Annotated in this window: 11 protein-coding genes; 7 read left to right on the top strand and 4 right to left on the bottom strand. The window is 40.3% G+C overall.

What is annotated here, in order from left to right; translation table 11 throughout:
• From H6S82_RS04590 to H6S82_RS04580, 3 genes are all read left to right on the top strand, one after another.
• Positions 1–1,692 (top strand): CHAT domain-containing protein (locus H6S82_RS04590; RefSeq protein ID WP_242056823.1); only part of this gene is annotated, 1,692 nt, incomplete at its 5' end.
• 169 nt (positions 1,693–1,861) lie between these two features.
• Positions 1,862–3,589 carry a type IV pilin-like G/H family protein gene (locus H6S82_RS04585; RefSeq protein ID WP_190468300.1) on the top strand — a complete coding sequence of 576 codons (1,728 nt, stop codon included), beginning with the start codon at positions 1,862–1,864 and terminating at the stop codon, positions 3,587–3,589.
• A 493-nt stretch (positions 3,590–4,082) separates the two neighbouring features.
• Positions 4,083–5,438, top strand: a complete 1,356-nt coding sequence (locus H6S82_RS04580) for a Uma2 family endonuclease (RefSeq protein ID WP_190468295.1) — start codon at positions 4,083–4,085, stop codon at positions 5,436–5,438.
• A 112-nt stretch (positions 5,439–5,550) separates the two neighbouring features.
• Here the strand turns inward: H6S82_RS04580 and H6S82_RS04575 are convergent, their stop codons facing one another.
• Positions 5,551–6,405 (bottom strand): hypothetical protein, encoded by an 855-nt coding sequence (locus H6S82_RS04575; protein WP_190468292.1) that lies wholly within the window; start codon positions 6,403–6,405, stop codon positions 5,551–5,553.
• A 270-nt stretch (positions 6,406–6,675) separates the two neighbouring features.
• On the opposite strand from H6S82_RS04575, the gene H6S82_RS04570 reads away from it, so the two are divergent.
• From H6S82_RS04570 to H6S82_RS04555, 4 genes are all read left to right on the top strand, one after another.
• Entirely contained in the window at positions 6,676–6,897 is a 222-nt protein-coding gene (locus H6S82_RS04570) for a hypothetical protein (protein WP_190468288.1), read from the top strand.
• An 86-nt stretch (positions 6,898–6,983) separates the two neighbouring features.
• Positions 6,984–7,160: a hypothetical protein gene (locus H6S82_RS04565; RefSeq protein ID WP_190468284.1), complete on the top strand. Its 177-nt coding sequence runs from the start codon at positions 6,984–6,986 to the stop codon at positions 7,158–7,160.
• 7 nt (positions 7,161–7,167) lie between these two features.
• Complete coding sequence (locus H6S82_RS04560; protein WP_190468280.1) at positions 7,168–7,386, top strand: DUF2283 domain-containing protein; 219 nt, start codon at positions 7,168–7,170, stop codon at positions 7,384–7,386.
• Between the two features lie 269 nt (positions 7,387–7,655).
• Positions 7,656–9,110 carry a serine/threonine-protein kinase gene (locus H6S82_RS04555; RefSeq protein WP_191056039.1) on the top strand — a complete coding sequence of 485 codons (1,455 nt, stop codon included), beginning with the start codon at positions 7,656–7,658 and terminating at the stop codon, positions 9,108–9,110.
• A gap of 39 nt (positions 9,111–9,149) precedes the next feature.
• On the opposite strand, the gene H6S82_RS04550 is transcribed toward H6S82_RS04555, so the two are convergent.
• From H6S82_RS04550 to H6S82_RS04540, 3 genes are read right to left on the bottom strand one after another with little or no spacing between them, the layout of a single operon-like run.
• A complete protein-coding gene (locus tag H6S82_RS04550; RefSeq protein ID WP_190468275.1) occupies positions 9,150–11,426 on the bottom strand; it encodes a serine protease in 2,277 nt (758 codons plus the stop codon).
• Positions 11,423–12,307 carry a serine protease gene (locus H6S82_RS04545; protein ID WP_242056822.1) on the bottom strand — a complete coding sequence of 295 codons (885 nt, stop codon included), beginning with the start codon at positions 12,305–12,307 and terminating at the stop codon, positions 11,423–11,425. Before H6S82_RS04545 ends, H6S82_RS04550 begins: the two co-directional genes overlap by 4 nt.
• Before the next feature lie 4 nt (positions 12,308–12,311).
• Positions 12,312–12,827, bottom strand: a complete 516-nt coding sequence (locus H6S82_RS04540; RefSeq protein WP_190468272.1) for a COP23 domain-containing protein — start codon at positions 12,825–12,827, stop codon at positions 12,312–12,314.
• Positions 12,828–12,970 lie beyond the last annotated feature (143 nt).

Raw genomic sequence — 12,970 nt, 5'->3', positions numbered from 1 at the left:
ATAATTAGGTGGGTATCTACCTATTTTAGCGGTACAGGCTACACTCCTGCGAGCCGATGCGTCGAGGTTTCCAAAAGATTTCAGACTTACTACGACAATGGAACGCTCAACTATATCACCACTGGCACAGTCAACCGCCAACCGGTAGTGTGCGTTGCTCAAAGTCCTGGGAGCGGTTGTAGTCAGGTATTATTCACTCTGGAAGAAAGGGACGATCCCAACCAAGTTTTGCAAGAGCTATTTGATATCCGGGTTAGGGCTGCCAATGGCCCAATTACCAGAGGGGAATCGCAAGCTTCTCAGGAGCCCATATATATAGATATGAATGAATACCTGAGCAAGACTCCTGTCGAGGAAGGTATTACCCCGATTTCGGAAAACAGCCCAGAAAATGCGCCTGTGCGATCGGCTACCCCTCCCAACTTGGGACAAGCCCTTCAGCAAGTTAAGTCGAATGAGGAGGCTGTTGGCACAATTGAGAAAACTTGGCAAAGCGATTATGAAAATTATTTTAAAACGAATCTCTCTGACACGTCAATGGGGTCTGAAGAGATCGCAGCTACTTTAGGAAAACTCGCCGCTCAAACTGGAAAAAAAACTGCCTTGATCTACGCAGTTCCAACACCTAATACATTGGAATTGGTGTTAGTGATGCCCCAAAAAAAACCGATTCGGAAGAGTGTAACGACAGCTAATACCGAAACTTTGCAGAACGTAGCGAAACAGTTGACTCAGGAAATCACGGACTTCACAAAACTGAATACAACGAGTTACTTGGCTCCTGCTCAACAACTCTATCAATGGATTGTTGCCCCGCTGTCGGCTGAACTTGAAGCTAATAAAATCGATAATTTAATTTTCTGTATGGGTGGCGGTCTGCGTAGCTTACCCCTGGCAACTTTACACGACGGACAACAATTTCTGGTAGAAAAGTACAGCATCGGTCTTATCCCTGCTTTTAATATGACCGATCCCGTTTATAAAGACGTGAAGAATTTACCAATTTTGGCAATGGGAGCGTCGCAATTTAAAGAACAAGCTCCCTTAGCTGCTGTGCCTGTGGAGTTGGCTGCTATTATGCAAGATCTTTCTGGTGTTATTTGGCCGGGTTCTTGGCGGGGTAAACAATTTTTAAATCAAGAATTTACCTTAGATAATCTCAGGTCGCAACGCGCTTCGCAGCCATTTGGAATTGTTCACTTGGCAACTCATGCAGAGTTCAAGTCTGGGGCACCGGAAAACTCTTATATTCAGTTTTGGGATAATAAATTAACGCTGGATAAGATGAGACAGTTGCAGTGGAATAATCCACCGGTGGAATTGTTGGTGTTGAGTGCTTGCCGCACGGCGGTGGGCGATAAAGATGCGGAAATGGGGTTTGCGGGATTAGCGGTGAATAGCGGCGTGAAGTCGGCGCTGGCTAGTTTGTGGAGTGTTAGCGATGAGGGAACTTTGGCGTTGATGACTGAATTTTACCAGCAGTTGAGGGTAGCGCCAATTAAGGCTGAAGCGTTGCGGCAGTCGCAGATAGCTATGCTGCGAGGACAAGTGGTTTTCGAGGGTGGTAAATTGCGCGGGCCCATGCTGGGAGATGGGATGGTTCTGCCACCCAAATTAGCACCTTCGGGAACAAGAAATTTTAAGCATCCTTTCTATTGGGCTGCTTTTACGATGATTGGCAGTCCTTGGTAAGGCAATTAAAATGCTGAATAAGACATCGCCCGGTCTGGAGAGTTGGACAGGGTAGTGCTGTTATCGATCGGGCTGTGCCAAAATTGATATTAATTATGTGGGTGCTATGGGCTAAAGCCTTATCTGGTTTGAGTGCGATCGTCATCCTTACGCAACAAATATTAATGTCATGTCGGCAAACATTCTCGGTGGGCGCTACCAAATTATTAGAGGGCTGGGATGTGGGGGTTTCGGTAAGACTTATTTGGCTGAAGATAGCCATCTACCGGGTAAACCTCACTGTGTCGTCAAGCAGTTCAAACCTAAAACTACGGATATCCCAACTCTACAGATAGCAAGGCGTTTGTTCGATACAGAAGCGGAAGTTTTGTACAAGCTGGGAAAACACGACCAAATTCCCCAGCTTTTCGCTCACTTTGAAGAAAATGAAGAATTTTATTTAGTTCAGGAATATGTTGAAGGTAATAGTTTGTGTGATGAAATACTCCCAGGTCACCAGTTGGATGAAGATTTTGTTGTTAGTATCTTACAGGATATCCTCAAGATATTAGAATTTGTCCATCAGCAGCGGGTGATTCACCGCGATATTAAGCCTTCAAATTTAATTAGACGCAAGCACGATAACAAGATTGTTTTGATTGACTTTGGGGCGGTAAAAGAAATCAGCACTACCACGGTAGACGGGCACTGTCATACAACTATGACGGTTACAGTAGGCTCGCCTGGGTATATGCCAAACGAACAATTTGCAGGGAATCCGCGTTTTTGTAGCGATATCTACGCGGTGGGAATGATTGGTATCCAAGCGCTTACAGGTTTAGATCCCAAAAAACTTAAAAAAGATGCCAATACGGATGAAATTATTTGGCGGGAGTGGGCACAGGTCAGTCCTGGTTTGGCATATGTTTTAGATAAAATGGTGCGTTATGATTTCCGTCAGCGTTATGAGTCTGCTACTTCAGCTCTTGGGGATCTGAAAAATTTGAGCAGTTATGCTTCGGGTATGATGGCTTCCACTATGGTGACGAGAACTCCCACCCAAATACCTAATTCTGGAAGGAAGACGCCATCTCAAATCTCTACTCAGGTGGGGACAAAGAAATCAACTCCTATTTCTGGGCGGAAAACGCCATCTCAAATCTCTACCAAGCTGGTAAAAAGTAATTCAACTTCTACCGTTATAGAACACACTCAATCTCAAAAGCATCATGAGATTGGCTCTACTATAGTGGCAAATAAGAATAAGCTGAAACCTAACTGGATTTGGTTTGTTGTCGCTGGAATTTTAGCTTTGCTAGGTACTCAAATATATAGTTATCGGCAACTGCAATCGTTGATTGCGAAAAGTTCTTCTCCTACTACGCAAGTAAATTTACAAATAACTTCGCCGACGCCGCAAGCAAGTGCGATCGCGACTGCTTCTCCGGCTGCACAACCAAGTGCGATCGCGACTGCTTCTCCGACTCCCCAAGCAAGTGCGACCGCTTCTCCTACTCCGACTCCCCAAGCAAGTGCGATCGCTAACGTAGACCCAACTAAATCAGCCGAGGCTAAAAGAATAGTTGGTTTAATTAACAGCACACAACAACTTTTTTATTTAGAGAATAGCCGATTTGCTTCTACATGGCAAGATTTGAAATTAAATATAGAATCGAGAACGGAAGATTATGACTATGAAATTATCTGGGCCGATCGAAGCAAAGCTTTAGTTACAGCTACTGCCAAAAAACTAGGATTAAAAAGTTATTCTGGTGTAGTTTCTATGCAAGGCGAAACAGTTGTAGATAAAATTTGCGAAACCAACGAACCATCCACTGCGCCTCCGAGAATACCGCAAGCTTTTGGTAAGGATTTTCAATGTCCTTATGGCTCTACTGGAGTTTCAGGGCTTTTGTAATCTCAATGTAAATTACTGGGAATTAGTATGGTAAGCACATCAGTATAATTAAAACCAAGTAAAGTTATGTAAACGCTACCCAATCTAGATTAATGATTGAACCAAGCATTTACATTTATTTACTGAATAAAGTTTATTTGCGCCGATCGCTTTACTATAAATAAAGCAAGTTAGGAATAGGGGTGTTCCCCCTATATTCAAATCCAATTTAATTAGATATTATATATTTCACCAAATCATCTGGCTGCTTTTCACAGATAACTGACCGATGTTTTAGGTTCTATTTGGCGAGCCAAAAATAAATTAATCATCAGACATCTGCGATCCGAAAGGCAAGCAAAAGATGATTATTGGGATTTTGGTTACTCAACTATTATAGTTGATTTAAATCATTTCTTTGCAGACGCTCTTCGCGTCTGCCCCAACACTTTAATTTGGAATTGTTCCAAGGGGTAGTCTGCATTGAATAATTTTACATCAGGAGTGTTTAAATATGACAGTAGCCAACAGCGATACCCTTGGCGATGCAAAAGAGTATTTAGATTATGAAAAAATCAGTGTATTCAAGCAAGATTACAGGCAGGAAGAGGTCTATGAAATTGATGAATCAAGCGATCTACACGACAGCATTTGCGTTAATTTGATATCTTTACTAAAGAGTAAAAGTCGCGCTTTAGGCTACCGGGTTAACACAGGAAGGGTAAAAGTTACTATTGATAGGGAGAATATTGTTTATTATCCCGATGTTATAGTAACCTCTGATGATAGAGATAGAGGTAGCGAAAATTTCAAGCGATATCCCCGTTTAATTGTGGAAGTAATGTCTCCAGAAACGGAAGCTTTCGATCGCGGTGATAAATTCGCTGATTACCGTAAATTAGCAAGTCTGCAAGAATATGTACTAATTAGTCAAGAACGGCTATATGTGGAGTGCTTCCGTCGCAACTCAGAGGGACTTTGGATTCTTTATCCGTATGGGGAAGGAGAAGAGGTATACTTTGCCAGTATTAACTTTCAGACGCCTATTATAGCGCTGTATGAAGATTTGTCCCTACCTTTAGAGGCAAGGTATAGTTTTGAGCATAAAATCCGCAATCAAAAATATACCAAATATCCCATCAACAGATCGATAATTAGTGTGACAGAGGATGCACCCACTCAAATAGCTAGTCACATTCCCTTAAATACTTCTGCCAAAAATAACAAATCGAGTTTTAACAATCTTTGGGTGGCAGGAGCTTTAATTTTAGGTTTTGCAGGCAGTAATATCCATAATTATTGGCAAAGTATCTTATCTAGGAGTAACGTTTCTTCTGGATCGATAACTCAGGCAAACGCCGTCGTTCCTAGCCCTCAAGGCATTCCATCAGAAAAACTCGAACCTTCTTTGGAAAACCAGAAAGATAAAACACAAGAAAATGAAGCAAAGGAGTTACTTCCAGTCCCGATGGTAGAATCGGATCGTTTGGACGCTAAAGAGATTATTGCTTCGATCAACAGAATCCAAAAAGGTTTTTATCTCGAAAACGGACGATTTGCTTCTACATGGGAAGATTTGGGATTCAATATTGAATCAAAAGAGCAAGATTATGAATATAAAATCGCTTGGTCTGACCGACATAAAACAATAGTAACAGCTACAGCAAAAAAACCAGAAGATAAGAGTTACACAGGTATAGTATTTGCCGAAGGTCAATCGGCGGTGGATAAAATTTGCGAAACCGATCGACCATCAACTATACCTCCTGTGATACCTGAAGCGGTAAATAAAGATATGCTATGTCCTCCTGGGGCTTCGATTGTTTCAAGTGTTCGGAAAAACTATGAGGCACAAATTGCCAGTCCTTAAAATAGGCACTTCATTTATTTATAATAAATGAGGGATTTTACTGGATTATAACAGAGAGCGATCGCCTAAAATATTCGCGCCTAAAATAGGCGATCGCTCCCTTTATTGTTGATTAAGTTTTATTATTTGAACCGGGCAATAACAATCTTGAATTAGTAGGTAATTTCCTAGTTATTTGTCGATACATCTCCGGTCGGTTTTGCGCGATCGCAACTTCCCTGAAGCGGTTGATGGCGACACCAATATTCATCCCCACAAGGGACAATCCTAGTAATCGCCCCACAGTACCTCCACCAAATTGAAATAGCGAACCCAAAGGATCGAAAAGCAAACCACCGATAGCTCCACCAATACCTCCACCTATAAATCCAAACTTTAGATCCCCTAAAGTATTTTCTTTAATACCATAAGAACCCCCTAATAGAAGTCCCAAGATACACCAGCCAGCGGTACGAGCAAAAATTAAAAGGGCAAGGGGAGGAGCGCTGTCAACTCTGGAAAATGAAAGGATGGAAACGAATACATATTGTGCAATAAAGCCTGAGATAACACCACTAATTAAACCTAAAGCCGAGCCAACTTTAAGACCGTAATATAATCTTGTCCGATCTTTTCTGAAAAACCCTTCTGCGGCTCCCATCACTGCTCCCAAACACATCCCAAATGCTCCGAACGTTATCATTGCATTCAAAAAAGGATTTGTGGTAGCTAAAATCCGGCTAAGTTGGATAATTTCAACTACAATAAAGCCTATTAAGCTACCCACCCAGCCAACGAGGAGCGGCTTTTTGTTGTTGGAGGAAAAACCAAAAACATAACGCTTGTAGTTAAATTCATGTCTGCAAGTGGGACAGGTCACTCGTAATTTTTTCTTCCGCTTGGGAATACGTAGTTTTTGAGAGCAGTTTTCACACAAAATAATAATTTTTACTTCATTATTATTTTCAGCAGATTGGGGTTGATTCATCTTAGTTTTTTTCCTTAACAGCGTTCAGTAAATCGCCACCTATACCAGTTAAAAATACCGCAATTATACTTAAGCTAACACCTTACTTGGGACTAGCGCAACAAAAATTTACCGATCATCTGATGACAATCGGCGCTCTTGCTAGCTTGTCAAGGCTGGCTCAAACTATTGAGTGAAAAACCGCATTACCCGAAAACTGTAATTTTTGGAAAGCTTATAGCAATCCTGAGTTAAGATGAAATATAGACTTATACTAAGAAACTTTTGTCTATGAAGGCTTGGGCAGAAATCGAAGCAGCGATTAAACAATTTCCAGAAAATGATATTCGCCAATTGGCTGGGTGGATTCAAAACTATTTAAATGAAAAGTGGGATAGACAAATAGAAGAAGATTTGGCAGCAGGCAAATTAGATGCTCTGATTGCGAAAGCAGAAGCAGACATCGCAACCAATAAGGTGAGGAATATTGATGAAATAATTGAAAAATCATGAAATTTGGCAAGATGAGCCCATCGTATCAAGAATTGGCGCTGTAAACCAGCTAAAATATTGACAGTCACCATGCCAAGGAGATGGAAATGCAAGTCAAAGACATGACAGTTGAACAACTCAGCGACCTAATTCGGCATATTGTCGAACAATGTTTAGACGAGTATTTTGGAGATCCTGATGAAGGAAAGGAAATTAAAGCAGAAGTTAAGCAGCAGTTGATAGAACAAATGCAGCGAAGAGAAGCAGGAGAACGCTATTTTTGAGGAATTTATGAAAATTAGTTATGATTCTGAAATTGATGCTCTCTACATTAGACTTGTGGAAGGTAAGCATGAGTGCCGCACTTTACAGCTAACGGAAGAAATAGCTTTAAATATTGGTGAAAATGAGTTATTAGTAGGAATAGAAATTTTAGATGCTTCAGAAGTTTTAGGTGCAGGAAATGTTCCTAATGTAGTGTTAGAAAATATATCTTTTAGTGTAGCTTAAATAGGGAAGGCGATCGCTCTCATTTTAGCAGTCAAGAATTGGCGATCGTTGAGATTTAAGTGAAAGGTGAGGCGATCAATCTCATTTTATCCGATCTTGGCGGCAGGGCAGCGTCGCTACCTGAAAGCAAAGTAAAATGCAGCAAAGCGACTTATAGGTAGCTTTTTTAAGAATCTATGGCAAAATTATAACAATGAGTAGGCGATTTTGCTATACCAAACAAGGTAGAAATCGCACACTTGCACTACCTTCGCAAACTGCCAGGACTTATGCAACTAACGCCAGGGACAAAACTCGATCACGAACGCTATGAAATTAGCAGCCATTTGGGAGGTAGCGGATTCGGTCAAACCTACCTTGCTAAAGCTTTGAGACTAGCAAGCAAACCGACCCGCGTCATCAAGCAAATCAAACCGCAAGCATCCGATCAACAGACTTTCGATGAGGCTAAAAAGTTATTTGACGAGCAAGTTACAGTTTTGGAGGATTTAGGCCAGCACCCTCAAATTCCTAATCTCTTTGAGCAGTTTGTAGAAAATCAAGCATTTTATCTGGTTCAGGAATTCATTGAAGGGGAAGAACTGAGCAAAGAAGTCACACCAAACAAACTATTCAGTGAAGCTGAAGTTATTGCCTTATTACGGGAAATTCTTGAAGTTTTGGCATTTGTCCATCAAAAAGGGGTTATTCATTGCCACCTTAAGCCCTCCAATATCATACGGCGTGAAACAGATAAAAAAATTGTTCTGATTGATTTTGGGGGAGGTAAAAAAATCAGTACTTTATGCCTTAATTCTCAAGGAAAACCGAATTTTAATCCTGCGGTTGGTGCTGATGGCTATATGCCTAGCGAACAAGCCCAAGGTAATCCAGACTTTTGCAGCGATATTTATGCTGTGGGGATGATTTGTATCGAAGCGATTACAAGAGTACCTGCTAATAAAATAGATGAAAACCCCATAACACATGAAGTTAGGTGGAGAGATTTAGCCCCAAACATCAATGGTCAGCTAGCAGATATTTTAGATAAAATGGTGTGTCGCTTTCCCGAACATCGCTACAAGTCAGTAGAAGAAGTTTTGGAAGCGCTTAAAAAATTGAAAAATCCTCTTTATAAAGCGCGTCAGAGTCGAAAAAAAAAGTCAATTTTTGGCATCATGGGACGAGATCCAGTGAATCGTTTGAATCAAATTTTTGGAATTCTAGCAGCCTTATTTGTTGTTTTAGGGATTCCAGGATTGATAAACATATTTCACTGGAATAGCCCAGCCGAAAATTTCAAATCTTATAATAGTCCAAACGGTGAAATCAGCATCAAATATCCTAAAGAATGGACAGAAGACCCGAAATCAGATCCAGGAACTATCGTTACCTTCATGTCTCGGAAAGAAAATAACGCAGACAAGTTTCTAGAGAATCTCAACATAAAGGTTGCAGATTTATCAACGCAGCCTATGACATTGACAGAGCTTACAGAGTTGAATATTAACCAAATAAGTGAATCTTATTCGGTTACTAGCGATCCAATTATTCTTGTTAATAATCTCCCAGCATATAAGGCAGTTTACTCTGGTAAAGAAGGGTCAAATAATGTAACCTGGTTAGTAGTTTGGACAATCAAGGAAAACAAGGCTTACACAATGACTTTTGAGGTGGAAGCAGACAAATATCAAGAGTTCCAGAAAACAGCAGATGATATGATTAAATCATGGCAAATTAAATGATTTTATATAGAAAGTATTCAATTTTATTTGAAATTCATTTTATAAAAAATTAAGCAAGGGGGCAAGACGGAGAATATTTCTGAAAATATTTTCTTGAGATTGACCTCTTGCTTTCCTTGCTATGTCTATATTCTTTTTAGCTAACTCGTAGTTAGGATCAATTTCAAGAACTTTTTTATAAGATTCAATTGCCTCATCGTATCTTTTTAGGTAATGTAGCACTACGCCTCGGTAATGCCAATAGTCAGCGCTTTTAGAGTAAATTGCAATAGCTTTATCAAATGAATCAAGCGCTTTTTGATACTCTTCTAATTTATAAAATGCCCAACCTCGCAAATACCAAGCATTAGAAGCGTTTTTGTTAATTTTTAGATGTTCATCGAATGAAGCAATAGCTTCTTTATACTTTTGTAATTGAAAGAGTACCCAACCTCGATAATGCCAAGTGTCACCGTAAGAAGCTGGTTTAAGTTCAATTATTTTATTGTAAGAAAAAACAGCTTCTTCGTATCGCTTTAAATTCTCTAAAGCTCTGCCTCGCCAATACCAAGATATAACATCATCTGGCTTAAGTTTCACAGCCTTATCTAAGGACTCAAAAGCTTTATCGTATCGCTTCAATTGAGTAAGCGCCCAACCTTTTTTATACCAAATACTCGGATCATCTTGCTTAAATTTCAAAGCTTCATCCAGGGATGCAACAGATTCTTCGAGAATCATTGATGTATGTTTTTCCCAGGATTCTTGAATAAATTTTTTCTTCTCTTGGAAATCCCTGTACTGTTGTAAGCGGTTTACTTCAGTTTGAATTTTTTGTTGCTGCTCTGAGCTAGCGTAGTAACGTAAATGGCTTAGTCCTTCGATAATCTTTTCTCTATATATATAATCGTTATACTGTGACACCTGATTGAGTACCCAGCTTCGATGATGCCACACTGTAGAGTTATCACGCCTAATTTCAAGAGCTTTGTCGGATGATTCAAGGGATTCTTGATACCTTTGAATAGATTTATCGAATGATTTATTCGTCTCTTCTTTCTGGGCCATTAAACCGAAAATATAACCTCTATTAAGCCAAGCTATATGGTAGTTGGGCTTCATTTCGGATTGAACTACTGTGTCATAGCAAGCAAGTGCTTCTTCATATTTTTGCAAAGCTGTTAAAGCAGAGCCTTTTGCAGCCCAAGCTTGATAAAGCTTAGGCTCAATTTGAATCGCTTTGTCATAAGATTTTACTGCTTCTTGGTATTTGCCAAGATTAGACTGAGCAAAACCTAGCCAAAACCAAGCTGGATAAAAAGAGGGCTGCAATTGCGTTGCTTTTTCCAAAACTGGAATAGCTTGCTGATACTTACCATTCCGATATAATCCCCAGCCTTTTGCATACCATGCTTGATAGGAATTAGGCTGGATTTGGATAGCTTTCTCAAAGCAAGCAATTGCTTCTTCGTAGCGTCCTAATCTTATCAATTGGTTGCCACGATTCACCCATTCCCCAGCATTGGAACCACCTGCAACTACTTCTACTTTGTTAAATAAAGATTGAATTGAGCTAACTTCTTGCTGATTTAGTTGAGATGGAAAAGAGCTTTCTATCCTTAATCTATTTGAAGGTGGTAACAAACGCAAAATTTTGTTGATTGGAATCCCTAAACTGTAACCTAGCTGAACATCGTCCCGACCATCTACTCTTCCGTGAATACCGATTACTCGTCCATCAGTATCCAATACAGGCCCACCACTTACTCCTGGCATGGTTATATTACTATAGAGAAGTTCATAGCCACCAGAAAAAGGTTCTTGAGCAAGCTCGGATGCAGTATCCGTATCAAACATAACCCCAGGTGTAAACAAATATGAAGACTGTGAGTTATTTCCTTTTAGGTATCCAGAAACAAAAACATAAATACCATTTGACCATATTTTGGTTGATAAGTCATAATCAATCAGCGTTGCCACCCTGTAGATATCGTTACTAGAAAACTCTAATATAACTAAGTCATATTGAACTGGTCGGATAAACTTACCGGGAGTGACTGGGTGTGCCTTACCATCAGAAGTAACAACTTCATATTCAACTTCATCGGGTACGACATGACCAGCTGTGACGACGTAGTAGGTATTATTTTCTGTGCCAATAATTACGCCGGAACCAAGAGTATTGCCATTAGGTTCACGAATTAAAACAGTTATTTCTTTTGCAATACTATTAACTTCATCAGCGCTTTTTGCCTTTACAGCTTGAGTTTGAACCATTACAATGGTTGCTGCTGCACCGAAAATAGCTACCGGAAGCCTATAGGAGAAATTCATCATCTGACATCCAAAAAATTATTTACTATATAAACTTGGCAATCTTTATGCCTGTTCGATCGCGCCGCGTATCCCTGAGAAAATTGCGGAGCCAGTTTTATAAATGTTTCTATTGGCACTGCCCAACTGTAATTGCTCATTTCCTTTTTTAAGGATGGTTTAGGCTCCGAGCCATCTTCAAACACATAGGGATCTCCCCAAAGAGGATACTTGTGCATTCCATTAATACCGACAACCTCACCCCAACGATTGAGTAGTGGCCCGCCACTCATACCCTTTTGAATATCATTAGTAGACCCAATTTGATATCCTAAATTCAAATCTTTATCTAGTACAATAAAGACTTGCCCGGTTGTGAAGACAAAGCCTATTTTCTTAGACCGATCGATTGTAAATGGAAACCCAGCAGCAACAACTTCATCACCCTCAGACAAAGTAGATGAAGATCCTACAGAGGCAACTTTGTATTCAACATCGGTGCTGTGGAACTCCAACAAAGCCAAATCACGACCCTCAAAGTTAACTGACTTTATCCAATTCGCTTGATAGAGACGACCATCATAAGTTTGAATTTGATATGGTGAGTCTCCTGCGGTTAGGACGTGCTGATTAGTTAAAACTGTGTAAACCGAACCTTGTCGCCGAATTAAAATTCCCGATCCCCAAGTATCTCCTAAAAGAACTTTGACAGTAATTAACCTAGCTAAAGAATAGAGTTGATTCACTGATAACTGCGTTGATTCCTGCTTGGGTGAAAGCCTGGGAACAATCCGCCGATGGGAAACACTGACATCAGGTGTTTGTACTTGCAGCGCCACTGCTAAACTACCAATCCCAACAACCCATGCCAGTGTACGCCAATTCATATCAGCTGTAGCTGCCATGATTTCAAAATTCCAGCAGCGGATCGTCAGATGAAGTTTGCAGGTACTTATCCAGATCTATATAAATAGATTGTGCTGAACCCTGACTAATCGCTCCTGTAGCCAGTACACCACTATTCATTAGACGCTGTTGAACTCTTTGAGCCTCAGCGCGATTACTAAGAGTAATCAATACTCCCACACAAGGGCCATCTTTAAAGCTAGCAACACACAAAATAGGTTGACGGCGTAGAGTTGCAACTTTGATGAACCTGAGTTGACCCTTTTGAGAGTAATTATCGAATCTAGCTGATACCTCTAGACAACGTTGCCTTGGGGTCAATCCTGACCTAGTTGATTGCCAGGTAATTAACGGGCGATTTACTCCCGCCGTGCGAGCAATTGTTGTGGGCGGACTGTTGTTTGTATCACAGAAATAGGTGTCTCGCCCTGATTGACCATAGCTAGGTTGACTGGTAGGCACAATCGTACCGAGTGCCATAAGCGTAACTAGCAGTCGGTCGAATAATTTGGATTTCATAATATTGGTAAGTTTCCTTAAACCCAATAAGTAGATTAGCTAGCTGCTAATAGAAAAATTGCTTAAATTTAAATTATATAAGTATTGTTCGATTTAAATAGTATAATTTAAAAAATATTTACATAAAGAAGACCGAGAGTGGG

The sequence above is a fragment of the Planktothrix sp. FACHB-1355 genome (assembly GCF_014748295.1).
Taxonomy (GTDB): domain Bacteria; phylum Cyanobacteriota; class Cyanobacteriia; order Cyanobacteriales; family Aerosakkonemataceae; genus Aerosakkonema; species Aerosakkonema funiforme_A.
The sequence above is the reverse complement of the archived record's forward strand: the minus strand, read 5'-3'. Positions and strand labels throughout refer to the sequence as shown.